Origin of the sequence: Actinoallomurus sp. CA-142502 (genome assembly GCF_050936355.1) — a bacterium.
GTDB classification, from domain to species: Bacteria; Actinomycetota; Actinomycetes; order Streptosporangiales; family Streptosporangiaceae; genus Actinoallomurus; species Actinoallomurus iriomotensis.
This window is the reverse complement of record NZ_JBNJMY010000001.1, coordinates 10,294,224-10,317,668: the sequence shown is the minus strand read 5'-3', so window position 1 is coordinate 10,317,668 and position 23,445 is coordinate 10,294,224. Positions and strand designations below refer to the sequence as shown.

Here is a 23,445-nt window from a genome sequence, read left to right as displayed (position 1 = left end):
CATTCGGTGAGGTGACCGTGTCCGACCGTCCGCTTCGTTTCGGTGTGCTGGGCCCTCTCGTCGTCCGTGCCGATGGCGGGAACGCGCGGATGGGCGGCCCGAAACAACGCCTCCTCCTGGCCGCCCTGCTGCTGGCCGAAGGACGGCCGGTCTCCGCCGACAAGCTCGTCGACACATTGTGGCCACAGCGTCCGCCGCGTTCGGCGGTGGCGAATCTCCACACCTATGTGTCCAGTCTGCGTTCGTGCCTGCCGCCCGTTCCGGACGGTCACCGCGTACGGCGGCACGCCGACGGCTATTCGATTTCCCTGCTGCCGGGGGAGCTCGACCTTCAGGTGTTCGAAGAACTGCTCGAAGAGTCCGCGCACCGGAAGGCCGCCGGTCGCCCCGACGACGCGGAGAGCCGGATCGCGGAGGCGCTGGCGTTGTGGCGCGGCGAGCCGCTGGAGGACCTGCCGCCGAGCCCGCTGTGGCAGGCGGAGACCGCACGCCTGGTCGAGCGCCGGCTCGAAGCGGTCGAGGAGCGGTGCGCGCTCCGGCTCGCGGCGGGCCGGCACGCGGAGAACGTCGCCGAGCTGCGGAGCCTGCTGGTCCGCCACCCTCTCCGCGAGGGACTGTGGCAGCAGCTGATGCTGGCGCTGCACGCCGGCGGCCGCCAGGCGGAGGCGCTGGGCGCGTACTCCGAGGCGCGTGAGCACCTGGTCGACGAGCTGGGCACCGAGCCCGGCCCGCGCCTGCGCCTGCTGCACGAGGCGATTCTGCGGGGCGCGGGTCCGGCGGCCGAGGACACCGGGGTGTTCCCGCTCTGCCAGCTTCCCGGCGACACGCCGGACTTCACCGGACGCGAGGCCGAGGCGCGCGAGCTCGCCGGGATCCTCCAGGACGCGTCGCCGGCGGCTCCGCCACCCGTGGTCGTGGTGACCGGCGCCCCCGGTGTCGGCAAGTCCGCGTTCGCGCTCCACGTCTGCCACGCCCTTCGCGGGTCGTTCCCGGAAGGGCAGCTCTACTTCGACCTGTCCGGCACGGGCGGCCAGCCACGTGACCCCGGAGACGTGCTCGTCGAGGTGCTGCGCACACTGGGGTTCACCGGTGCGGCGGTGCCGCGCACCCTGAGCGAGCGCGCCGCGCTCTTCCGCTCCCGCCTCGCCGACCGGCGGGTGCTCGTGCTGGTGGACGGCGCGACCGACGCCGCTCAGGTACGGCCGCTGCTGCCCGCGACCCCGGGAAGCGCCACCGTGGTCACCAGCAGATGGCAGCTCGCCGACCTGTCCGGGGCGCACCACATCGAGCTGGACGTCTTCCGGCCCGGCGCGGCGGTCGAGCTGCTGGCCCGCGTCGCGGGTCGCGAACGCGTCCGGCGCGAGCCCGACCAGGCCGCCGCCATCATCCGCGACTGCGGGTGCCTCCCGCTCGCCATCCGCATCGCCGGGGCGCGGCTGAGCGGACGGCAGGGCTGGTCGCTGCGGGTGCTCGGGGAGCGGCTGGCCGACGAGTCGCGCAGGCTCAGCGAACTGCAGGTCGGCGACCTGGGCGTCCGCGCGACGTTCGACCTGAGCGTACGGCTGCTCGACCCGGAGGCGGCGCGGACGTTCCGGCTGCTGGGCCTGCTCGGCACGCCCGAGTTGCCCTGCTGGGTGGCCGGCGCGCTGCTCGACCGCGCCGACGGCGACGACGTGCTCGAAGAACTCGTCGACGCGAGCCTGGCCCATCACGCGGGTCCCGGCCCCGACGGCCTGCCGCGCTACCGGCTGCACGGCCTGCTGCGGCAGTACGCGCACGAGGAGGCGCTGGCCGCGCCCGACGCGGACCAGGACGCGGCGATCGGCCGGCTCCTCGCCACCTGGCTCGACCTGGCGGAGCAGGCGGCGGCGCGGCTGCCGGCGAGCCTGCTGACGCCGCTGTCCGGCGACGCGCCGCGCCGGCCCCTCGACCCGTCCGTGGCCGAGCGGCTGACCGCCGACCCGATGGCCTGGTTCGACACCGAACGGCGCGGGCTGCTGGACGCCGTCGCGGTCGCCGCGGAGTACGGCCGTGCGGCGCACGCGTGGGAGCTCGCCATCGCGATGGTGCCCTACTTCGACCAGCGCAGCCTGTACGAGGACTGGCGGACCACCCACCGGCACGCGCTGCGCGCGGTACGCGCGGCCGGCGACCGCCGCGGCGAGGCGGTGCTGCTGCGCACGCTCGGGCAGGTGTACGTCTACCAGGACGAGTACGACGAGGCTCTCGCCGCCATCGAACGCTCCCGTACGCTGTGCCGCGCGCTGGACGACGCCAGGGGCGAGGCGCTCGCGGACGTCGGCCTGGCCACCCTGCACCGGATCCTCGGCCGCGCCGACGAGGCGCTGAACCGTTACCGCGCCGCGCTCCCGGTCCTGGCGACCGGCGACGACCGCCACATCCAGGCGCAGCTCCGCGGCTCCATCGCGGCCATCCTCATCTCGCGGGATCGCCTGGACGAGGCGGAAGAGTGGCTCGCGACGGCCCTGGCGCGGGCGCGGGAGTCGGCCGACCCCCACCGCGAGGCGCGCGTGCTGAGCCAGGTCGCCGAGCTGTACCTGCGGCGCGGCGACGCCGCCGGCGCGCGGGCCCGGCTGGAGGAGGCGCTGGCGGTCTTCGAGGAACTGGGCGACGACCGGTGCGCCGCGTACGCGCTGCTGGACCTCGCGCGGTGCCACCTCGGCGCCGACAACGCGGCCGCCGACGCGACGCTGGACCGGGCGCTGGAGAGCTTTCGCCGGTCCGGCAACCGCCGGGGCCACGCCGCCGCGCTGCTGATGCTCGGCGAGGTCCGCATGGCCGAGGGCGACGCGACGACCGCGGGGATGTACCTGCGCGAGGCCGCCGGGATGTGGCGCGAGCTGGGCGACGGCGTGCAGGAGGCCGCCGCGCGCGAGCACCTGGCCGGCCTGGGCCCGTCCGGGCGCTGAGCCGGCGTCGCCCCGGCGGCCGGGCCGCCGGGGCAGCGCGCTCTCAGTTGCTGTTGCCGGGCTTCCAGCCCAGGTAGTGGCTGTAGTAGTGGACGCTCGTCGCGTGGCCGATCTTGCCCTTGACGCTGGTGGCCCAGAATCCGCCCTTGCCGTCGGCGATGCCGACGTGACCGGCCGAGCTGATGTTCCAGAAGACGAAGGCGCCCTTCGGGGGAGTGCCCGTGGTGTGGCGGGCCCCGTCGGAGGACCGCCAGTGGTCGATGGCCGTCGGGTGGTGGGTGGCGCGGGCCCAGGAGAGCCGCGCCGCCTTCTCGCAGTAGCCCTCGTACGCGGTGCTGCCCTTGCGGCTGGAGTACCACTGGATCGCCTGGGCGGCCGTTCTCTTCGCCGCCACGGCCTGGCTCTGCGGCGCGGCCTGGACGACGGCCGGCGCCGTCGGCGCGGCGGAGGCGGGCGCCGACACCGCCACCGTGCCACCGAGCGCGGCGGCGAGCGTCATCGCGGCCAGCCCGGTCTTCGTCACCCGTGCGTTCGTGATCCTCATGCTGATCCTTCCTGAGGCGGGGGATTCGCGAGCAGTCTCCGGACCGTCGCTACAAAGCGCCTACAAGTCGGATGTGGCGGGTTCTTACTTCGTGACGGGTTCGGTGGCGTAGCGGCCCATCACCTCGGCGACCGCGTCATCGGTCATGAGTCCTCCTTCGTCGGAGGGCGTGACCACAGGGGCGTGTCTTTTGACTCCCTCGCTCCGCTCGGTCATGGGACGGCCCGCGGCGACCATGGCGCGCAGGTCGCGGAAGTACTGGACGTACAGGTCGGGCGTGAAGGTGTTCAACACGACGGCCGGCTCGTCACCGGGGTTGGCGAACGTGTGCGGCGCGCCGGGCGGCACCATCACCAGCGTGCGCGGGCCCGCGTCGTGGCTCTCCTCGCCGACGGTGAAGCGCACGGTGCCCGCCACCACGTAGAAGCCCTCGTCGTGCCGGGCGTGCCGGTGCTGCGGAGGTCCCTCGGTGTGCGGCGCGATGGTGATCTCGCCCAGGCCGAGCCGGTGTCCCGTCGTGCTCCCGTCCTCCAGGATCCGCATGCGGATCGGCCCGGTGAGCGTCGCCTCGCCCTCGTCCGGGCCGACCACGGAGACCTCCGCGGCGGTGAACTCCCGGATCGCGGCCAGCAGCAAGTCCGGGGTCTCGATCTGCGGGACGTGCCCGGTGCCCGCCAGCAGCCGGAACCGCGCGCCCGGCATCGCCGCGGCGTACGCGCGCCCGTAGTCGGGGTCGGCGATCCGGTCGGCCTCGCCCCACAGGACCAGAGCCGGCGCGGTGACGCCGGAGAGGCGTTCGCGCAGGCCCGGGTCGACCATCGAGCCGCCGTACACGGCGAGCGCGGCCCGGTTGCCGGCCATGGTCTCACGCTGCGCCGGGGTCATGGCCTCGGGGTCGATTCGGAAGGACGCCGGGTCGTGGTAGCTGAGCCGGGCGACGTCGTCCAGGCTCAGCGAGAAGAAGTCGACGACGGGGTGGCCCGGCACCTCGATGCCGACCGCGTCGACGAGGACGACCGCGCAGATGCGCGGGGAGCCCAGCAGCGCCATCTCGGCGGCGATCCAGCCGCCGATGGAGTTGCCGACGACGACCACGTCGGTCAGGCCGAGTGTCTCCAGGAAGGCGCTGTAGACGGCGGCGAGCCCGCGAACGCTCGTCAGGGTCTCCGGCCGTGGGGTGCCGTCGAATCCGGGGTGGACCGGGGCGATGACCCGGGCGGGCTGCTCGCCGGCGAGCAGGTCGGCGAACCCGGCGACCGAGGCGGGGCCGGCGCCGCCGTGCAGCAGCAGGTACGGGCGGCCCTGACCGCGGTCGGTCGCGGTGAGCCGTACGGGGCCGACGCCGTCGGCGGTGAGGTCGTACGTAGCGGTGATCATGTCGCTCCTCGGAAGTCGTCGTGTCGAGGAGGCTATATAAGGAAGCTTAGATAAGCAACCTTAGATAAGGAGCCTTGGGTAAGCTTCCTGTGTATGACCCGTACCGCGCAGGAAGTGGCCCTGCTCGTCAAGCGGCTGCAGCACCGGCACCACCGGGAGCTGACGGCGGCTCTGGCCCCTCTCGGCATCTCCCTGGTGCAGTGGGACACCTTGCGCCACCTCGACCGTCGCCCCGAGGCATCCCTTCACGACCTGGCGCGGCTGACCTTCCAGACCGACCAGTCGTTCGGCTCGCTCGCCGCCCGCATGGCCGACCGCGGCCTCATCGAACGCGTGCCCGGCCCGGGCCGGGCCGTACGGCACCGGCTCACCGAACGCGGGGAGGAGCTGCGCCGGGCGGGCGCGGAGATCCATGAGAAGGTGATCGCCGAGTCCTTCGCCCCGCTGGCACCGGACGAGCTGGACCGCCTCGGCGATCTCCTCGGCGGCGTCCTGGCCGCCCGGGAGGACGCCTAGGGCCCTAGTCGTCGGGAGAGTCGTAGGTGGGGTCGATGGACTCCGGGGAGAGGCCGAGCAGGTCGGCGACCTCCTCGACCACGACGTCGCGCACCAGGCGGGCGCGGTCGCGTTCGTCGTCGCCGCCACGGGCTTCGACCGGGCGGCGGTAGACCACGATCCGCGGCGGCCGGCCGTCGGCGGCCGGGATCAGGCGGCTCAGCGGGACCGTGTCGGCGTCCAGGGAGTTCGGCTCGATCGCCGGCACCTCCTCGACCGCGAACTCCACTCCGGCGAGCTGCCGGCTCCACCGCTGTTCGAGCCGGTGCGCCTCGTCGCGTACGAGCTCGTCGAACCGCTCGGCGCGCGTGCGTGAGATGGGCACCTCCGCCGGGGCGAGCGGCCCGCGCATGCCACGACCGCGGCGGTCACGACGGCGCGTGCCGGAGCCTCCTGTCACGCGTGATCGCACAACACCAGCATACGACCCGTGCCTCTTCACACGCCGATCGTACGGCCCGACCGTCGCCCCTGGTCACATCGTCTAGGACCAGGCATGACCCCGTGGTATCTTGCGATTTTGCCGTCTAGGAGGGGAAGGCAGCGCTGGCCAGACGTGCGTTGGTCACCGGCGTTACGGGACAGGACGGCCGCTACCTCGTAGATCATCTTCGCAGGTCCGGCTATGACGTTTACGGCCTCGTCCACCGGACGGCGGCAGAATCGCTCTTATTCGAAGAGTCCGAACTCATCCGCTGCTACGGCAACATCCTCGATCAAGTCAGCCTGATCCGCGCGCTCGACGCCGCGCAACCCGACGAGGTCTACAACCTCGCCGCGGCCGAACCACCCAGTGTGCCCCTCGAAGCCGAACTCGCCATGCGGGTGAACGGGCTCGGGGTCCTCCAGATACTGGAGGCCGTCAGGATCGTCAACGGACTCTCCGCCTCGGGCGCGAAGCCGTCCGGGCAGACCCGGATCTTCCAGGCGTCATCCGCCGCGATGTTCGGCCGGCCCGACAAGGAGCCGCAGGACGAGAGCACGAAACTCGCGCCGGTCGACCCGTTCGGCTCCGCCAAGGCCTACGGCCACATGATGACCAGGACCTACCGCCACAAGTACGGGATGCACGCCTCAGCCGGGATCATGTTCAACCACGAATCCCCGAGGAGGAAGCCCCATCACTTCGCGCGGCACGTAGCGGCGGTCGCGGTGATGATCAGTCGTGGCGCCCGCAGGCACGTCTCCCTCGGGGATCTCGACCGGAGGGTGGAGTGGGGCTTCTCCGCCGATCACATGCGGGCGGCGCACGCCATCATCGGTCAGCCGGAGGCGGGCGACTATGTCGTGGGCGTCGGCGAGACCCACTCCTACCGGGAGTTCGTCGAACTCGCCTTCGCGCACGTCGGCCTGAACTGGGAGGAGCACGTCAGGCCGGCGCCGGGCCCGCCCACGTCATCCGGCGGCAAGGAGCTCCGCGCGGACGCGACGAAGGCGCTGACCCGTCTCGGCTGGCGCCACAGCACCTCTTTCGAGGAGCTCGTGATGTCGATGGTCGAGGCGGAGAGAGCACGCGTCTCCGCCTCGACCACGTGACCGGCTCAGCGCTCCTTGAGGGATTCGCCCACGATCTCCTGAGCCTCGGCGATCACCTGTTCGAGGTGCGTCTCGCTCTGGAAGCTCTCGGCGTAGATCTTGAAGACGTCTTCGGTGCCGGAGGGGCGAGCCGTGAACCACGCGGACTCGGTGCCGACGTAGACGCCTCCGATCGGCAGGTCGTTGCCCTTCGTCCTGGAGAACTTCTCTGTGATCGGCTCGCCGGCGAGCGTCGTCTCGCGAATGGAGTCGCCTGTCATCTTCGACAGGATCTGCTTGTCCTCCCTCGTCGCGATGGCGTCCTGGCGCGCGTAGTGCGGCTTGCCGAACTCCCGCGTCAGGTTGTCGTAATAGACGTTGGGCGAGTCGCCGGTGGCGGCCGTTATCTCGGCGGCCAGCAGCGCCATGACGATGCCGTCCTTGTCGGTCGTCCAGGTGCGCCCGTCGCGCCGTACGAAGGAGGCGCCGGCGCTTTCCTCGCCACCGAAAACGATGGACTCGTCCTCGAAATAGGGAACGAACCACTTGAAGCCGACCGGAACGTTGACCACCGTACGGCCGGCGGACTGAACCAGCCGGTCGATGAGCCTGGTGGTGACCAGTGTCTTGCCGATGGCGGCCTGTGCCGGCCAGTTGTTCCGGTGTTTGATGAGGTAGTCGACGGCCACCGTCAGGTAGTGATTGGGGTTGAGCAGACCGGCCTTGCCCGTGACGATTCCGTGCCGGTCCGCGTCGGCGTCGTTGCCGGTGGCGATGTCATAGTGGCTGCGCTCGTTGACGAGCGCCGACATCACGTACGGCGACGAACAGTCCATGCGGATCTTCTCATCCCAGTCGAGCGGGATGAAGCGGAATGTGGGGTCGATCTCCGGGTTGACCACCGTGAGATTCACGTTGTAGTGATCCGCGATCGCGGTCCAGTAGTCCAGGCTGGCACCGCCGAGCGCATCGGCGCCGATACGGATGTCCGAGCTCCGGATGACATCCATATCCAGGATGCTCGCCAGATCGCCGACGTAGCGGGCCACGAAGTCGTAGTCGCCGATGTGGTCGGAATTGATCGCGCGCTCGTAGGGGATGCGCTTGACGCCGTCCAGTCCATTGGCGAGCAGAGAGTTGGCGCGCTTCTCCAGCCACCGGGTCACCGTGGAATCCGCCGGGCCGCCGTTCGGGCCGTTGTATTTGAAGCCGCCGTCGCCCGGAGGATTGTGGGAAGGCGTGATGACGACGCCGTCGGACCGCGACTTGCCGCCATTGCTGTTGTGGCTGAGGATCGCGTGCGATATCGCCGGAGTCGGAGTGAAGCGGTCGCTCACGTCCTTGAGAACGTGCACGCCGTTTGCCGCGAACACCTCCACCGCGGTCCTGAACGCGGGCACCGAAAGAGCGTGTGTGTCGAACCCGACGAAAATGGGTCCGTCAATACCTTGTTCTGCGCGGTAGTCACAGACGGCTTGACTTACAGCGAGGATGTGGTTTTCATTGAATGACCGGTTGAGTGATGATCCACGGTGGCCGGATGTGCCGAACTCAACGCTCTCACCAGCAACATGAACATCTGGTTGCTCGTCGTAATATGCGGATAGAACCTCGTTCACATCGATAAGGTCCGAGGGTTCAGCCGCCTGGCCGGCCCGTGAGTGCACTGCCATGTCATACCTCCATCTCCAGGCCAAGCATAGTGTCTGACGGCACGTTGGCCCGGACTGCGTGCTCCCCCGAGCGGCATGCTACCTGCCGCGGTCTCGCTCCTGATCCCAATCGAGGCGCTATGATATCCAGGCGTGATCGGTGCTCACGCCCGGCCCGGTCGGACAGTGATCAAACGCGAGCCTGATTTTCGGGTGAGAGAGGCCTCTCTTGACTGATTCACAAATATGGCCGTTCAATTTGCCGGGCTCCGGCAATGACGCTATTAGTTTGAGCACGGGGGATCTCGACCAGTCCCTGTTCCGTGAGTACGATATTCGCGGTCGGGTCAATGACGGCCGGCTCGGTGACGTTTACCCGCTTAACGAGTTCAGCGCGAACCGGATCGGCCGTGCCTTCGGCTCCCTGCTGGTCGACCAGGGGATCTCCGAGGTCGTCGTGGGCTACGACGCGCGCAGCTATTCGGAGATGCTCGCCAACGCGGTCACCGTCGGCCTGCTCTCCACCGGCGTTGACGTCGTCTTCTTGGGGCTCGCCACCACTCCTTTGGTCTACTTCGCGCAGCACGAGCTCGGGGGCACCGCCGGAATCTGCGTGACGGCCAGCCACAACCCCAACGGCTGGTCGGGTTTCAAACTCTCCAACCGGCCGTCGGTCACTCTCGGACCCGAGGAGATCGCCGAAGTCGCCGATCGAGCGGCGAAGGGGAACTTCAGCCGTGGCCAAGGCCGTTATCGAGAGCAGTCGCTGACGGAGGCCTACGCGAATTACATCGCCTCCGCCCTCCCCGCGCCTCGTCCTCTCAAGGTCGTGATCGACGGGGGAAACAGCATCGCCGGTCCGATCGCCGAGCTCGCCCTCAAAGGGGCCGGATACGACGTCATCACTCTCAACCGTGAGCTGGACTGGACCTTTCCCAATCACGAGCCCGATCCCGAGTCGGCGGCGTCTCGCGCGCAGATTCAGGAGGCCGTGGTCAAGCACGGAGCGCATTGCGGAATCTCGTTCGACGGTGACGGCGACCGTCTCGGGGTGACGGATGGCGCCGGAAACATCGTCTGGGCGGACGCGATCCTGGCCCTTCTCGCCGAAGAGGTTCTGCGCCGCCGGCCGGGCGCTCCCATCGTGTACGACGTGAAATGCAGCAGAATGGTCACGGAGGTCATCGAGCGAGCGGGCGGCACTCCGGTCATGACGAAGACCGGCCACTCGCACATCAAGTCGAAGATGCGTGACGTCAAGGCGCCGTTCGCGGGAGAGCGCAGCGGCCACTTCTTCTTCGCGGACGGCTACCTGGGCTACGACGACGCCATCTACGCCGCGCTGCGCCTGCTCTCCGTCATCGGTGCCGATCAACGGGATTTCGCCACCATTGTCGCCGACCTTCCGCACTACGAGGGAACGCCGACGATGCACGCCGAATGCGCGGATTCCGACAAATATCGAGTGGTCGAGGACTTCGCGCGGTACGCGGAGTCGCTGAATCCTCGGGACATTGTTCGGATCAACGGTGTCCGTGTAGAATTCGACGACGGATGGCTGCTGGTCCGGGCCTCCTCGAACATGCCGGCGCTCGTCATACTCGCCGAGGCGAACAGCAGCAGTCGGCTGTTCGAGCTTTATCAGATGCTGCGTACCGGTCTCAGTCGTTCGCCCGAAGTGGGCTCCGACTGGCTGAATGATCCATGGAAGTAAGCGTTCTCCAGCAGACCCGACTTCGTTGAGGCGATGGCCGTGAGTACTGACTTCTTCGCACGAATTTCGGAGTTCGACCCAAAGATATCCAGCGCAACCTATCGGTCGGTCGGCGGCGAAGATGACGGAGACGTCTTCGACACCGCCGCCGTCGTGGTCACCGCGGCGATCGCCGCCGCGGCGGAGGCCGCCGCACGGTGCCCGACCGACGGTGAACTGTCGAGCACCAAACGCGCGATCGACGCGGCGGCGACCAACGCGGCGGAGGCGGTGTTCGCCGGAACGACCGCGGAGATCAACGTCACGGCGGGGGAGGGCGTCCGGGACGCCAGCCCCGGAGCGCAGACCGGGCAGGTCATCAACCGGGGAGGAGCCGCCGGCCGCTGGGACGGCATCTTCGACTACGTCGACGGCACCACGCTGGCGGCGCAGTCGCTGGCGGGTGCGCTCGCGCTCGGCGGCCTGGGCCAGGGCTTCCGGCCGGTGCCGGACCTGCAGGCGTACGCCATCCTCGCGCCGGTCGGGGCGCTGGACGGCTTCGACATCATGTCCAGTCCAGAAGATCACGCGGCCGAGGCGTTGAAACGCATCGCCGGTGCTCTGGACATGAAGGTCACCGACCTCGCGGTGGTGACGCATTCGGTGAACGGCCACCACCACCATGCCGGGCTGATCGAGCGGATGTCGCAGTGCGCCGGCGAGGTGGTCGTTCCGCCGCACGTGTCGGTCGAGCCGCCGTACCTCCTCTCGCTGACCGGGCTGTCCCAGCCCCGAGTGCACGCCCTGATCGGCGCGATCGGGCTGACCGAGCTGGCGTTCGCGGCGGCCCTGCTCGATCTGGTCGCACCCCACTACGAGTTCGTCTTCCGCCCGGCCTCGATCGCGGGGCAGCGGCGAGAGCAGGGCGAGACCCTCGGGCCGCTGTTCAAGTTCACCGACGAGGAGGTCGGCGAACTCGCCGAGGCCGGCTGGGCGACGGACCGTCAGTACCTGAGCTCCGACATCGTGCCCAGAGGGTCGGCGGAGGCCGCCGCGATCTTCGCCGTGACGGAGAATGACGCGCTGTCGCTGCCCCGACCGGCACGCACCGGGGACAAGACGGTCTCCTCCGGTCTCCTCCTGCGCCCGGACCGACGAGTCGGCCGGGTGACCATCACCAGGAGCGCCTGAACCCACCGCTCACAGCAGACCCAGATGCTGCAGTCCCAGGAGCCCCGAGTCGACGTCGGTCATCCTGCCTTCGCGTAGCGCGCGCCGTAGGTCGTCGATGGTGACGAGTACTACACGCGTCACCTCGGGGTCGAGGTCGGATGGCGCCGACGCGGGCACGCAATCCGTCGCCGTGAAGCAGTACTTCTTGGCCGAGGAGTAGGCGTCCAGGTAGCAAGTGGCATGGAGCTCGACCGATCCCCGGTAACCGGTCTCCTCCAGGAGTTCGCGCTCGGCGGCCGTCGACGGAGTCTCGTTCTCATCGATGAAACCGCCGGGCAGCTCACGGAGCAGGTCTCCTGGGCCGGGGCGATACTGCTCCACCATTATCACCCGCTGTTCGCGGGTGAGCGCGACGATGCTGACCGTCGGCCGGGCCACCGAGATGTAGTAGATGGCCTCGCTGCCATCCGGCAGGAGATAGCCCACCTGGTCGAGTCCCCGGCCGAAGGCCCGGAACACCGGTTCGCGCGAGGTCTCCACCCACCTCTCGGAAGCAGGCGGTGGTGCGTCCACTAGTGTCCCCTCTTCGCCAACGCGTCGTGCAGGGCCTGTACGACCGTCTTCGTGTCCTCTTCCGGCATGTGGCTCCAGGTGGGCAGCCAGGCGGTGGACGCGGAGACCTCGGCGGCCACCGGGCAGGGCAGCCGAACGCCGTCCGCGTACAGCGGCAGCTCCGGCAGCGACGGCCAGATGGCCCTGGCGTCGATGCCGCCCGACCTCAGCTCGCCGACCAGCTCGTCGCGGTCCGGAACGGTGACGGGGTGAAGCCAGCACGAATACCGTGCCCACGGCGCGATCGGCCGGTGGCCGACGGCGTCATCGACGATGGAGGAGCGATAGCGATCGGCCACCGCATTTCTCCGCGCGGTCAACTCGTCCCATCGTTCGAGCTGTGCCGCACCGATCGCCGCGGTGACGTTCGTCATCCGCATGTTGTGGCCGACGACTTCATGCCAGTAACGCCGCTCTGGCCGCATGCCGTGGTTGGCGATGATCCGCATGCGGTCGGCGAGTTCGTCGTCATCGGTGCCGGCGCACCCGCCCTCCCCGGTGCTGATCGTCTTGTTCGAGTGGAAGCTGAAGATCGAGATATTCCCGAAGGAGCCGGTGGGAGATCCTTTGTACCCGGCGCCGTGGGCCTGGGCGGCGTCCTCGATGAGAGGTACCCCGAGTTCGCTCAGCCTGTCGAAGTCACACGGATGCCCGAGCAGGTCGACCGCGATGATCGCTCTGGTCCGGTCCGTGACGAGCGACGCGGCGAGCGCGGGATCGATCGTCCAGTCCTGAGGAGTGATGTCGCACATCACCGGGGTCGCGCCGACGGTGCGCACCGTCGCCGCGGGAGAGACGAACGTCAGCGCCGGGACGATCACCTCATCGCCGGGGCCGACGCCCAGCGCGCGAAGCGCCAGCTCCAGCGCCGCCGTCCCGCTGCTGACCGCGAGCACGTGCCGGCGCCCGGTAAGCCGCGCGATGCCGTGCTGAAATCGATCGAGATAGGGGCCGCTGCCGGAAATCCATCCCGAACTCATCGCATCACTGACGAATGCGGATTCGAGGGCGCCGATTGACGGTGATGACAGTGGTATGCGCATTACTCCCGCGTCTTCCAGATCCAGCCGACGACCGCCAGAACGATGATGATGAGTCCGATGCTGGTGGACAGGCGCCACCAGCTGTCCTTGGAAATCCAGTCGCCGAACTGCTGTACCAGACCGGGAATGCCGACGACCGCCAGGGCGACCGCGAGGACCGCGAGGAACGTGTTGGTGCGGGCCTGGGTCTCCTGCTCGCGGATCTGCACGAGCGCGCGCGCCATCGTGCCGGCCTTTTCCATGTCGCCGGACAGCGTCTGCATCGTTTCGCTTATGCCGCGGAGCGTGTCTATACGGTCGTTGAGGACCCTGTTGCGCGGCTCAATGAGTTTTCCGCGGAATCTGGCGAGACGGTCGATCAGTGAAAGGTGCTGCAACTGCGTACGGGAGAAGGTGCCGTGCTCAACCGCGCTCATGCCTTCGCGCTGAGTGAAGTCGGCCATGACGTCGTTGTACCGGTTTGCGAGGTCCTCGGCCACGGCCGAGCGTAAAGCCATGGTGCTCCATACGAAGATGGAAGACGAATCATATCCATAGTTCTGCAGCCGAAACCGGGACCTGTCGCGGAAGAACGCGGGAAGATGTCCGATCTCAAGGCAGCATGCGCTGTTCGCGAACACCATATGATCGTCCAGGAAGCGGAAGCCGGTGCTCACCTCATGGAAGACGAGTTCCGGGCCGCGCTGCAGCCACAGTCCGTCATGGAGGATATGATCGGACGGGTACCCCAGAATCGCGGATATCTCCCAGGCGTATTTGCGCGATTCATAAATACCGGCATACATCTCGTCCGGGTCTCGGTGGGCCGTGCCGGTGAGGTCCCAGATCTGCACGGCAAGGCAGTTGTGCAGCATCCACGTCTGGGCTATGTCGTCGGCCGTGAGCAGGCCGTTCTTGACCAGCGCGCCGGCGACCTGTGCGGCCAGCTCCGCGCTCGTGTCCATCCGCGTGATGCCGCGTATCGCGGCAAGGCATTGTGACATCCCGAGAGGGGATTCGATCTCGATGCTGGGCAGCCCGTCATTTCGCGGAGTGGATATCACGAAGGGGACGGCGGAGACGAAGTAGTCGCCCGACTGGGAGATCACCGACTGGCTGAGCCCGGTGCCCGGTGTCGCGCCGATGGTGTCGGCGATGGCCGCCGGGAGGTCGCCGGCCGGATAATACCTGCTGTAGATGAGCTCGCTTCCGCTGCTCACCTTGTCGCTGTAGCCGTATCCGAAGTCGTCGTCGACATCTTCGAAGATGTCGTCCGCCTGTATATCGGCGGACTTCAGGCGATGTGCGAAGTAGGCGACGATCGTCATGCCGCTTATTTGCAGGCTCTCGGCGCCCGGGGGAGGCGGAACCTCACCCGCCGACCCAAAGATCGACGTCGCATACTCCATGCGTCTCTCCCCTGAGCCCCGCGCGGCTTCGCCGGACATGCTTTCCTGTCCGTACAAGTCCTCGTATGAAAGATTCTACATCTAATAGCGAAATTCAAGGTCGTGTGTGTAATCTCCGGCGCGTCCGTGTCGCTGTGGGCCGTTGCGGCATTGCCCGCCGATCGCCTGCCGGCGAGATAGTGCGAGGTAGAAGACGGTGCAGGCGTCACATGAGGGCTCGCTGGTCGTCGTGGGGGCGAGGGGTGGGGCGAGCCGCGATGAGGCACCCGCCCAAGACACGGCGGCGATGGTGGTGGCGGTGGTCGTGGGCGCGCGGTACGGTCTGCCATTGTGAGCCTCGTCCGGATTTGCTCCCGCACAGCGTGCAAGGAGCCCGCAGTCTTTACGCTCACGTACGTCTACCGTGACTCTACGGCGGTTCTGGGGCCCCTCGCGGCCTACGCGGAGCCCCACTGCTACGACCTGTGCGTCGATCACGCGGAGAGGCTGACCGCGCCGATGGGCTGGGAGCTCGTGCGGCTTCCGGCCGAGCCCGACTCCACCTGCACGACCGATGACCTGGAGGCCCTCGCGGACGCCGTCCGGGAGGCCGCCCGTCCGGTGAAGCGCGAGGAACCCGTGGGCCAGGCCGTCGAGGTCGGCCGTCGCGGCCACCTCCGGATGCTGCGATCCGAGTCGCCGGGGCCGAGGAACGCCAGCGAGAGTTGACGCGGGAGGAACAGCTGCCGGGCGGTCGTGCCAGATGCCGCGCCCAGTAAGCTTCCTATGCTGGAAGACCAGGCATTCCACCCGATGTAACGGCTGATGATCGTCATTTTGGCGGGTCAGTCCCTAAGGAGAGTCCGTGAACATCGACTCCTGGCTGTTGGAGATCCTCGCGTGCCCCAACTGCAAGGGCGAGCTGAGGTCCGACGAGGCGGCGGAGGAGCTCGTCTGCACCGGCACGTGCAAGTACGCCTACCCGGTTCGCGACGACATCCCGGTCCTGCTGGTGGACGAGGCCAGGACGCCTGCATGACGCGAGCCGCGTCCGTCCCGGGGGCGACCCCCCGGTATATCGGAGGGCCGGCGCGACGATGAGTTTTCCCGAGCCCGACTACGGCCGTCTCGACGATCCCGAGGCACTGGCCGAGGCGGACCCGGGCGAGATGCTGCGTCATGTCGCTTCGGCGGCCGCACAGGTCCGTGAGGCGCGCCTGCTCGCCACCGAGGCGGGGGTCGACCGTGTCGCCGCGGGCGGGCGGCCGCGGGCCGTGGTGATCGTCGGCATGGGCGCGTCCGGCATCGTCGGCGACCTGATCGACGCCGTCTGCGGCCTGGGCTGTCCCGTTCCGGTGACGACCGTCCGCGGACACCGGCTGCCCGGCTGGGTCGGCGTCGCCGACCTCGTCATCGCCGTCTCGCGCTCCGGCTCGACCGAGGAGACCCTCGGGCTGGTGGCCGATGCCGCACGGCGCGGATGCCGGCTGCTGTGCGTCGGGGCCGGCGGCTCGCCGCTCGCCGACATGGCCCTACAGGCCGGTGGGCTGTTCGTGCCGGCGCCGGCCGCCGCGCGGTCGCGGGCGGCGCTGTGGGGCCTGGCCGTGCCGCCCCTGCTCGCCCTCGACATCCTCGGCCTGACCGTCGTACGGCCCGAGGTGCTCGAACGCACCGCCGAGCGGTTGGAGGAGATGAGCCACCTGTGCCGCCCGGCCAGCGAGTCGTTCGTCAACCCCGGCAAGCAGACCGCGCTGGAGATCGCCGGGTCGATCCCGGTCATCTGGGGCACGTCGCCGCTGACCGGCGTGGTGGCGCGGCGGTTCGCCGCCCAGCTCGCCACCGACGCCAAGTACCCGGCCATTCCCGGCGAGCTGCCCGAGGCCGGGCACGGCCAGGTGGTGGTCTTCGACGGCCCCTTCGCGACGAGGGCCGGCTCCGCGGAGACCGGTGAGGATGACTTCTTCCGCGACCGCGTCGACGAACCGGAGACCACGCGACTGTGCCTGGTCGTCGTACGCGACACCGACGAGCATCCGCAGGTGACGCGGCGGCGGGAGGCGTCCGCCGAGCTCGCGGCCGAACGCGGTGTGACGGTCACCGAGCTGACCGCCCGCGGCGAGCATCCGCTCGAACGCCTGGCCGGCCTCATCGCCCACGCGGACTACGCGAGCGTCTACCTCGCGCTGGCCCTCGGAACCGACCCGACCCCCCTGCCTGCCATCCAGGAACTCGAAGTGAGGATCTCATGACCGCCCAGGAACGATCTTGAGCGCCGAAGGCGGGAGCAAGGCGATCATCGCCGCGCTGGGAGCCAACCTCGGCATCGCGGCGGCCAAGCTCGTGGCGTTCGCGTTCACCGGATCGGCCTCGATGATGGCCGAGGGCGTGCACTCGATCGCCGACTCCGGCAACCAGGGACTGCTCATCCTCGGCCGCAACCGGTCCCAGCGGGCCGAGACGAGCCGGCACCCGTTCGGGTACGGCCGCGAGCGCTTCTTCTACGCTTTCGTCGTCGCCGTCGTGCTGTTCACCGTGGGCGCGCTGTTCTCGCTGTACGAGGGCTGGCACAAGGTCAGGGATCCGCACGACATCGAGGACCCCCTGTGGGCGTTCGGCGTCCTGGTCCTCGGCATCCTGCTGGAGGGCTTCTCCTTCCGTACGGCGGTGAAGGAGTCGAACCGCACCCGCGGCGAGCAGAGCTGGGTGTCCTACATCCGCCGGGCCCGCGCGCCGGAGCTGCCGGTCGTGATCCTGGAGGACTTCGCGGCCCTGATCGGCCTCGTCGTCGCCCTCGCGTGCGTCGCCCTCGCGGTGGTCACCGGCAACGGCGTCTGGGACGGCGTAGGCTCGATCGTCATCGGCGTGCTGCTCGCGTTCGTCGCCGTCGTGCTGGCGGTGGAGACCAAGAGCATGCTCATCGGCGAGTCCGCGGTGGGCGAGATCGAAAAGCGGATCACCACCGAGCTGGAGTCGGTCGAGGAGATCGACCGGGTCATCCACCTGCGCACCCTGCACACCGGCCCGGAAGAACTCCTCGTCGCGGTGAAGGTCGCGGTCACCTCGGACGACACCGCGGCGGAGGTGGCACGGGGCATCGACGCGGCGGAGAAGCGCATCCGCGAGGCGGTGCCGATGGCCCGCCACATCTACATCGAACCCGACCTCGACCGCGCCCGTACGACACCGGAGAGCACCGCCGAGACCCCCTGACGCCGTCCGGTGCCGCGACGAGTGCGCGGAATGGCGAGTGAGCGTGCCCGCCATGGCGTCCGGCGCCGGCCGTCCGTCGCTACGTTGACCTCGCGTCGTCGCGGGGACGGCGGTGAGGGAACAGGGGAGCACCGTGATACGCAGAATTCTGACCCTGGCGGCGACGGCGATCGCGGTCACCACGATCGCGGTGCCGGGTACGGCCATCGCGCCGGCGAAGGCGCGGGCGGCGACCGGCACGGTACTCCTCGACGAGCCGGCGGTCTGTAACTCCCAGAACGTGTGCGGCCGTATCGAGCTCTACCTCAACGAGTCGAACGGGCAGGTGCACGCGAGGCTGATCAGCCGCGAGGGCGCGATCACGGGGTCGGTCGCCAAGCTCCAGACGTCGGGCTACGACGACTTCCGCAACGCTCCGTACGCCTGGAGCAGGACGGTCGGCGACACCACGCACGGCGACGGGAGCACGTACGTCAACACCGATGACGTGAGCTACTCCTACCCGGGCGCCGACTGGTGGTGGCGGGGATGCGGCTACATCGGCTCGGGCAGCCACTGCACGTACGCCTTCACCTTCGCCTACAGCACGGGCATCGGCTGGAAGATCCGCTACTTCAACGGCTACGGGATCTACGACTGGAACGGCTAGACGCCGTCCGCGGGACCCGCTCGATCTCCGCCCACACCTGCCGGCCCTGGCTCCACAGCCGGGCTCGCAGCCGTTGGATCCGTCGTCCCCTGACGAAGAGGACCGCCCCGATCGGGGTGAACACCACGCCCAGCCCGCCGACGATCAGCGGGGCGAGGAACGCCGACCAGAATGACGCGATCCGCGCGTCGGACGGATCGTCGGGGTCGTGGGCGACGGGCACGCCGTCACCTTCCTCGTACGCCGGCGGGTCGCTGCCGGTGGAGCTCTGGAACGAGTACGACCTGCCGTCGACGGCGAACCACCGGCACGCCCTGTAGTGCCGGCGGAGGGCTCAGGGCGCGTAGCCGTGCAGGAAGACGCGGGCGCCGGCGGTGGCGAGCTCCGCGACGTCGGCGTCGGAGATCGGGAAGACGCCGCGGTAGTTGCGGCTCTCCACCTCGGCCGCGGCGAGTGTGGCCAGGTGGAACGCGGCGCGTTCGGGGTCGGCGACGCGCAGCAGGCCGCGGTCGGCCAGCTCCTCCAGGCGCCGCGCCAGCTCGCGCCGCACGCGGCGCGGGCCGGCCTCCTGCCAGGCGTTCAGCACCGCCGGCGGCAGGTGCCCGACCTCAGCCCTGATCTGCTGCACCAGGGCGAAGTGGTCGGCGAACTCCGGCGTCGGCCGGGCCCAGGCGCAGGCGAAGCCGATGATCGCGGACTCGACGTCGGTGACCTCGCCCAGATGCGCCTCGATCAGCGCGATCTGTGACTCGGCGACCTCTGTCGCGCTGCTCTGGATGACCTCTTCGAACAACCGGGCCTTGTCGCCGAAGTGGTTGTAGAGAGTGCGGGTGGACACGTCCGCCGCCGCCGCGATCGTGTCGATGCTCGCCCGCGTGTAGCCCTCGCGGGCGAAGGTGACCCGGGCGCCATCGAGGATCGCCCGGCGCTTGTCGGGGGATCGCCGGGACCGCCCCGGAGCCGTGTCCGTGCCGCTCATGCCGCTGATCCTAACCGATGTACAACGGCCGTTGTAACATTACAGTACAACGTGTACTTTACCTTTCGATCCCGCAAGCGACATCGGAGGACCGTCCATGACCAGGATCGCGATCATCACTGGAAGCACCCGCCCGCGCCGACGCGCCCCGATGGTGGCCGCGTGGGTGCGCGACGTCGCCGAACGCCACATCGACACGGCCGACTTCGAGGTCGTCGACCTCGCCGCGTTCGACCTGCCGCTGCTCGACGAGGAGGTGCCCGCCGCGATCGGCGAGTACACGGGCGAGCACACGCGTCGCTGGGCCGAGGCCATCGCCGGTTTCGACGGCTTCGTCTTCGTCACCCCGGAGTACAACCACTCCGTCCCGGCGGCGCTGAAGAACGCCATCGACTACCTGTTCGCCGAGTGGGGCGACAAGGCCGCCGGGTTCGTCGGCTACGGCCTGCACGGCGGCACCCGTGCGGTGGAGCACCTGCGCCTCACACTCGCCGAGGTCAAGGTCGCCGGCGTACGGACCACGGTGGCGCTGTCGCTGTTCCAGGACTTCACGATCACCGACATGGCCGAGCCCGGCGCGTTCACCCCCGGCGACCACCAGGAGCCGACGCTCGCCCGGATGCTCGACGAGGTCGTCGCCTGGTCGGCCGCGCTGGCGCCGCTCCGGGCCGGGCGGGTGGCGGCATGACGACCGTGGCGGCGCCCGCGGAGGAACGCATCGGCCGGCCGGTCTGGCGGCTGGCGCTGGTCATCGTGTTCGGCGCGTTCGCGTCCGGGCTCGACGGCTCACTGACCAACATCGGGCTGGACACCATCGGCGCCGACCTGCACGCCGGGCTGGACGAGACCCAGTGGGTGGCCACCGGCTACCTGGTCGCCCTCGCCGTCTCGCTGCCGCTGTGCGGCTGGCTCGGGCGGCGGCTCGGCCCGGGGCGACTGTGGCTGATGGCGCTCGTGGCGTTCACCGCGGCCTCCGGGCTGTGCGCCGCCGCGCCGAGCATCGGCTGGCTGATCGCGCTGCGCGTCGCGCAGGGCCTGGGCGCCGGACTGCTGGTGCCCGCCGGGCAGACGGTCATCGGCCAGGCGGTCGGCGCCCACCGCCTCGGCCGGGTGATGTCCACGCTGGGCATCGCGGTCGCGCTGGCGCCCGCGCTCGGACCCGTCGTCGGCGGGCTCGTGCTGCACGCGCTGTCGTGGCCGTGGCTCTTCCTGGCCAACCTGCCGATCGGCGCGGTCGGGCTGGCGCTCGGCCTGCGGTACGTGCCGCGCGGAGACCGCGGAGCCGCGGGCCCGCTCGACCGGCGGGGCTTCGCCTTGATCGGCGGCGGGCTTCCGCTCCTGGTCTACGCGCTGACGAGGTGGGGTTCGGCCGGCACTCCGGCCGCGCCCTCGGTCGCGATCCCGCTCGTGTTGGGCGTCGCGGGTCTGGCCGCGTTCGTGCTGCGGACCCGCCGGCGGGAGCACCCGCTGATGGACCTCGGGCTCTACCGCCGGCCGGTGTACGTCGCGGCCAGCGGCGCCTCGGCGCTCAGCGGTGCGCTGATGTTCGGCACCGCGCTGGTCTTTCCGTTGTACTTCCAGATCCTGCACCACGACCGGGTGGTCGACACGGGGCTGCGGATGCTGGCGCTCGGTCTGGGCACCGCGGTGATCCTGCCGGTCGCCGGGCGGCTCACCGACCGTTACGGCGGCGGCCTGGTCGCCTCCTGGGGCGGCGTGGCCGCGGTGGCGGTGATGGTGGTGTTCCTGCTGTTCGGCGCGGACGCCGACGCCGAACCGGTGCTGGTCGAGGCGCTGCTGGTGCTGCTGGGCATGGCGGTCGCGGCGACCGCGGTGCCCCCCGGCATCGCCGCCTACCAGGCTGTACCGCCCGACCGGCTTCCCGACGCCACCACCCAGGTCAACATCGTGCAGCGGATCGGCGGCGCGCTCGGCGGCTCCCTGTACGCGGTGGCGCTGGCGAACGCCCTGCCCGGCGGCGGCGAGCACGCCTTCCGCGTCGTGTTCGGATGGCTCACCGGCTCGGCCGTGCTCGCCCTGCTCTGCTCGCAGTGGCTGCGCATCGCCCTGCGCCGCGCCGGCTAGCCGTCGCCGCCCGGCGTGACCAGGCCGGACTCGTACGCCAGGACGACGGCCTGGGCGCGGTCGCGCAGGCCCAGCTTGGTGAACACGCGGGCGACGTGGGTCTTCACCGTGTGCTCGCTGACCACCAGGCGTTCGGCGATCTCGCCGTTCGACAGGCCGCCGGCGATCAGGCCGAGGACCTCGGTCTCGCGGGCGGTGAGGTTCTCCAGCTCCGGGGCGCGCTGCGGCCGGGCGCGCCGCTGCCGGGCGAACTCCCGGATCAGCCGTCCCGTCACCTGTGGGGCCAGCAGGGCGTCGCCGCGCGCCACCACGCGTACCGCCGAGACGAGGTCGTCCGCGGTGGAGTCCTTGAGCAGGAATCCGCTCGCCCCGGCCGACAGCGCGTCGTAGACGTACTCGTCGACGTCGAACGTCGTCAGCACGAGCACCCGGGTTCCGCCGTTCGCCGGGTCGGCGAGGATTCGCCGGGTCGCGTCGATCCCGTCCATGCCGGGCATGCGGATGTCCATCAGGACGACGTCCGGGCGGTGAGCTTCGGTGAGGCGTACGGCCTCACGGCCGTCACCGCCCTGCGCGACGACGTCGATGTCGGGCTGGGCGGCGAGGAGTGCGGCGAAGCCGGCGCGCACGATCGTCTGGTCGTCGGCGATCAGCACTCGGATCATGAACGCCGATTCTGGCCTACCGGAAGCTCGGCCTGCACGGCGAATCCGCCCTCTGCGCGCGGACCTGCGGCGAAGCGGCCACCGAGCAGCGTCGCGCGCTCGCGCATCCCGACGAGCCCGTGTCCCATCGCCTTCGTGCGGTTCTCCACCCTCGTGACGGGCACGGGCGACCCGTCGTCGGTCACGCGGACGGCGAGCCGGTCGCCGAGGTAGTCCAGCTCGACCCGCACCCGCGATCCGGGCGCGTGCCGGCGGGCGTTCGTCAGCGCCTCCTGGACGATGCGGTACGCCGACAGCTCGATGGTGGTCGACAGGGGCCGTACGGCGCCGTTGACCCTGAGCTGGGCCTCTCCGCCGGCGCCGCGGTGACTGTCGATGAGCTCGTTCAGCCGGTCGAGGCGCGGCTGCGGCGTCACCTCGGCGGGTTCGGCGTTCGGCTCGGCGCGCAGCACGCTGAGCAGCCGGCGCATCTCCTCCAGCGCCTCGCGGGCCGCGCCGGCGATCTCGGCGAAGCCGTTCTTGGCCTCCGGCGACAGCGTCTGCATCGTGTACGGCGCGGTCTCCGCCTGCACGGCGATCATCGAGACCGAGTGCGCGACGACGTCGTGCAGCTCCCGCGCGATCCGGGCGCGTTCGCGCAGCACCGCCTGCTCGCGCTGCACGGCGTTCAGCCGGGTCAGGGTCTCGCTGTTGCGCTCGCGCTCCTCGTCCATGCTGGCCTCGGCGGTCTCCACCGTACGGCGCGCGTCGCCCAGCCCGAGGGCGGCGACGACGGCGACGAGAGAGGCCGGCCAGGGGATGCCGTCGAGGCTGCCGGAGGCGACGTAGACGACGCCGACGGCGACGACGCTGCCCACGCCGAGCACGCCGGTGGACTGGCGCGGCAGCTGCTGGGCCAGCAGGAACAGCGTGTACAGCCCGGCGAAGGCCGTCGTCGCGAGCAGCGGCTGTCCCGACAGCAGGCTCGCGGCGAGGGCGCCGAGCGTGATGGCCGCGGCCGGGCGCAGCGACTCCCGGCGGAACATCAGCGGCACGGTCGAGGCGAGCGCGAACCCGCCGAGGAGGCTGACCGCCTGCCGGTGGTGCAGCGGGATCTCGAACAGCGCGGCCAGCGCGAGCACGGCCCCGGTGACCGGCCCGTACCACCAGGACCTGCCGAACCGCCGCCAGGCGTGCAACCAGCGCAGTAGTGGAGGCGTGTGAGGCGTGGGCGCCGCCGCGCCGGGCCGGGCGTACATCGTCCCGCCGGGCGCACGGTGGGAGGGATCGGGTGGCGTGCTCCGGCCGTACAGGGACGCGACCAGGCGGCCCGTGAGCGGCTTGAGCAGGCGGCCGATGCCGGTCAGGATCCACAACAGCACCTGACCCACGGCGGTGACCACCTGGGCGGCCAGAC

22 protein-coding genes and 1 pseudogene are annotated in these 23,445 nt (G+C 70.0%); 12 read left to right on the top strand and 11 right to left on the bottom strand.

Annotated features, from left to right (window positions below; genetic code table 11):
• Nucleotides 1-17 precede the first annotated feature (17 nt).
• Complete coding sequence (locus tag ACQEV1_RS48400) at nucleotides 18-2,930, top strand: BTAD domain-containing putative transcriptional regulator (protein WP_433404523.1); 2,913 nt, start codon at nucleotides 18-20, stop codon at nucleotides 2,928-2,930.
• A gap of 43 nt (nucleotides 2,931-2,973) precedes the next feature.
• Here the strand turns inward: ACQEV1_RS48400 and ACQEV1_RS48395 are convergent, their stop codons facing one another.
• Complete coding sequence (locus tag ACQEV1_RS48395; protein WP_433404520.1) at nucleotides 2,974-3,474, bottom strand: hypothetical protein; 501 nt, start codon at nucleotides 3,472-3,474, stop codon at nucleotides 2,974-2,976.
• Between the two features lie 84 nt (nucleotides 3,475-3,558).
• Nucleotides 3,559-4,851 (bottom strand): alpha/beta fold hydrolase, encoded by a 1,293-nt coding sequence (locus tag ACQEV1_RS48390; protein WP_433404517.1) that lies wholly within the window; start codon nucleotides 4,849-4,851, stop codon nucleotides 3,559-3,561.
• 93 nt (nucleotides 4,852-4,944) lie between these two features.
• On the opposite strand from ACQEV1_RS48390, the gene ACQEV1_RS48385 reads away from it, so the two are divergent.
• On the top strand, nucleotides 4,945-5,367 hold the full coding sequence (locus ACQEV1_RS48385) for a MarR family winged helix-turn-helix transcriptional regulator (RefSeq protein WP_285625783.1): 423 nt from the start codon (nucleotides 4,945-4,947) through the stop codon (nucleotides 5,365-5,367).
• Between the two features lie 4 nt (nucleotides 5,368-5,371).
• On the opposite strand, the gene ACQEV1_RS48380 is transcribed toward ACQEV1_RS48385, so the two are convergent.
• A complete protein-coding gene (locus tag ACQEV1_RS48380) occupies nucleotides 5,372-5,758 on the bottom strand; it encodes a metallopeptidase family protein (protein WP_285579151.1) in 387 nt (128 codons plus the stop codon).
• Between the two features lie 209 nt (nucleotides 5,759-5,967).
• Between ACQEV1_RS48380 and ACQEV1_RS48375 the strand changes: the two genes are divergently transcribed.
• Entirely contained in the window at nucleotides 5,968-6,942 is a 975-nt protein-coding gene (locus ACQEV1_RS48375) for a GDP-mannose 4,6-dehydratase (RefSeq protein ID WP_433404513.1), read from the top strand.
• A gap of 5 nt (nucleotides 6,943-6,947) precedes the next feature.
• Here the strand turns inward: ACQEV1_RS48375 and pgm are convergent, their stop codons facing one another.
• The gene (gene pgm, locus ACQEV1_RS48370; RefSeq protein ID WP_433404511.1) at nucleotides 6,948-8,594 is read right to left on the bottom strand and encodes a phosphoglucomutase (alpha-D-glucose-1,6-bisphosphate-dependent); all 1,647 of its coding nucleotides are present in this window, start codon (nucleotides 8,592-8,594) and stop codon (nucleotides 6,948-6,950) included.
• A 268-nt stretch (nucleotides 8,595-8,862) separates the two neighbouring features.
• Between pgm and ACQEV1_RS48365 the strand changes: the two genes are divergently transcribed.
• Nucleotides 8,863-10,287, top strand: coding sequence for a phosphomannomutase/phosphoglucomutase (locus tag ACQEV1_RS48365; protein ID WP_433404508.1), 1,425 nt, complete (start codon nucleotides 8,863-8,865; stop codon nucleotides 10,285-10,287).
• A gap of 39 nt (nucleotides 10,288-10,326) precedes the next feature.
• Nucleotides 10,327-11,457, top strand: a complete 1,131-nt coding sequence (locus tag ACQEV1_RS48360) for a fructose-bisphosphatase class II (RefSeq protein ID WP_285625794.1) — start codon at nucleotides 10,327-10,329, stop codon at nucleotides 11,455-11,457.
• Nucleotides 11,458-11,466: 9 nt separating this feature from the next.
• On the opposite strand, the gene ACQEV1_RS48355 is transcribed toward ACQEV1_RS48360, so the two are convergent.
• The 3 genes from ACQEV1_RS48355 to ACQEV1_RS48345 are packed head-to-tail and all read right to left on the bottom strand — an operon-like array spanning nucleotide 11,467 to nucleotide 14,482.
• A complete protein-coding gene (locus ACQEV1_RS48355; RefSeq protein ID WP_433404505.1) occupies nucleotides 11,467-11,979 on the bottom strand; it encodes an NUDIX hydrolase in 513 nt (170 codons plus the stop codon).
• Between the two features lie 32 nt (nucleotides 11,980-12,011).
• Complete coding sequence (locus tag ACQEV1_RS48350) at nucleotides 12,012-13,094, bottom strand: DegT/DnrJ/EryC1/StrS family aminotransferase (RefSeq protein WP_433404502.1); 1,083 nt, start codon at nucleotides 13,092-13,094, stop codon at nucleotides 12,012-12,014.
• Nucleotides 13,094-14,482: a hypothetical protein gene (locus ACQEV1_RS48345; protein WP_433404499.1), complete on the bottom strand. Its 1,389-nt coding sequence runs from the start codon at nucleotides 14,480-14,482 to the stop codon at nucleotides 13,094-13,096. Before ACQEV1_RS48345 ends, ACQEV1_RS48350 begins: the two co-directional genes overlap by 1 nt.
• A 330-nt stretch (nucleotides 14,483-14,812) precedes the next feature.
• Here ACQEV1_RS48345 and ACQEV1_RS48340 point away from each other — a divergent pair, with 330 nt between their 5' ends.
• The 5 genes from ACQEV1_RS48340 to ACQEV1_RS48320 all read left to right on the top strand — a co-directional run bounded on the left by ACQEV1_RS48340 (nucleotide 14,813) and on the right by ACQEV1_RS48320 (nucleotide 18,320).
• Nucleotides 14,813-15,190 (top strand): DUF3499 domain-containing protein, encoded by a 378-nt coding sequence (locus tag ACQEV1_RS48340; RefSeq protein WP_285579137.1) that lies wholly within the window; start codon nucleotides 14,813-14,815, stop codon nucleotides 15,188-15,190.
• 136 nt (nucleotides 15,191-15,326) lie between these two features.
• A complete protein-coding gene (locus tag ACQEV1_RS48335; RefSeq protein ID WP_285579135.1) occupies nucleotides 15,327-15,500 on the top strand; it encodes a Trm112 family protein in 174 nt (57 codons plus the stop codon).
• Nucleotides 15,501-15,558: 58 nt separating this feature from the next.
• On the top strand, nucleotides 15,559-16,710 hold the full coding sequence (locus ACQEV1_RS48330; RefSeq protein ID WP_285625805.1) for an SIS domain-containing protein: 1,152 nt from the start codon (nucleotides 15,559-15,561) through the stop codon (nucleotides 16,708-16,710).
• 16 nt (nucleotides 16,711-16,726) lie between these two features.
• Entirely contained in the window at nucleotides 16,727-17,671 is a 945-nt protein-coding gene (locus tag ACQEV1_RS48325; protein WP_433404495.1) for a cation diffusion facilitator family transporter, read from the top strand.
• Nucleotides 17,672-17,804: 133 nt separating this feature from the next.
• Nucleotides 17,805-18,320 (top strand): hypothetical protein, encoded by a 516-nt coding sequence (locus ACQEV1_RS48320; protein WP_433404492.1) that lies wholly within the window; start codon nucleotides 17,805-17,807, stop codon nucleotides 18,318-18,320.
• Here the strand turns inward: ACQEV1_RS48320 and ACQEV1_RS48315 are convergent.
• Both ACQEV1_RS48315 and ACQEV1_RS48310 read right to left on the bottom strand, forming a co-directional pair.
• A pseudogene (locus ACQEV1_RS48315) lies at nucleotides 18,286-18,585 on the bottom strand (DUF3592 domain-containing protein); the annotation flags it as partial. The gene ACQEV1_RS48320 and the pseudogene ACQEV1_RS48315 sit on opposite strands and share 35 nt — an antisense overlap.
• 69 nt (nucleotides 18,586-18,654) lie before the next feature.
• Complete coding sequence (locus tag ACQEV1_RS48310; protein ID WP_285625812.1) at nucleotides 18,655-19,299, bottom strand: TetR/AcrR family transcriptional regulator; 645 nt, start codon at nucleotides 19,297-19,299, stop codon at nucleotides 18,655-18,657.
• 97 nt (nucleotides 19,300-19,396) lie between these two features.
• Between ACQEV1_RS48310 and ACQEV1_RS48305 the strand changes: the two genes are divergently transcribed.
• Nucleotides 19,397-19,987, top strand: coding sequence for an NADPH-dependent FMN reductase (locus ACQEV1_RS48305; protein ID WP_285625815.1), 591 nt, complete (start codon nucleotides 19,397-19,399; stop codon nucleotides 19,985-19,987).
• Nucleotides 19,984-21,384 carry a DHA2 family efflux MFS transporter permease subunit gene (locus ACQEV1_RS48300; protein WP_433404489.1) on the top strand — a complete coding sequence of 467 codons (1,401 nt, stop codon included), beginning with the start codon at nucleotides 19,984-19,986 and terminating at the stop codon, nucleotides 21,382-21,384. Before ACQEV1_RS48305 ends, ACQEV1_RS48300 begins: the two co-directional genes overlap by 4 nt.
• Here ACQEV1_RS48300 and ACQEV1_RS48295 read toward each other — a convergent pair.
• Both ACQEV1_RS48295 and ACQEV1_RS48290 read right to left on the bottom strand, forming a co-directional pair.
• Nucleotides 21,381-22,049: a response regulator transcription factor gene (locus ACQEV1_RS48295; RefSeq protein ID WP_285625821.1), complete on the bottom strand. Its 669-nt coding sequence runs from the start codon at nucleotides 22,047-22,049 to the stop codon at nucleotides 21,381-21,383. The genes ACQEV1_RS48300 and ACQEV1_RS48295 overlap by 4 nt on opposite strands.
• A complete protein-coding gene (locus ACQEV1_RS48290; protein WP_433404486.1) occupies nucleotides 22,046-23,431 on the bottom strand; it encodes a sensor histidine kinase in 1,386 nt (461 codons plus the stop codon). The genes ACQEV1_RS48295 and ACQEV1_RS48290 overlap by 4 nt, the downstream gene beginning before the upstream one ends.
• Between the last annotated feature and the right edge of the window lie 14 nt (nucleotides 23,432-23,445).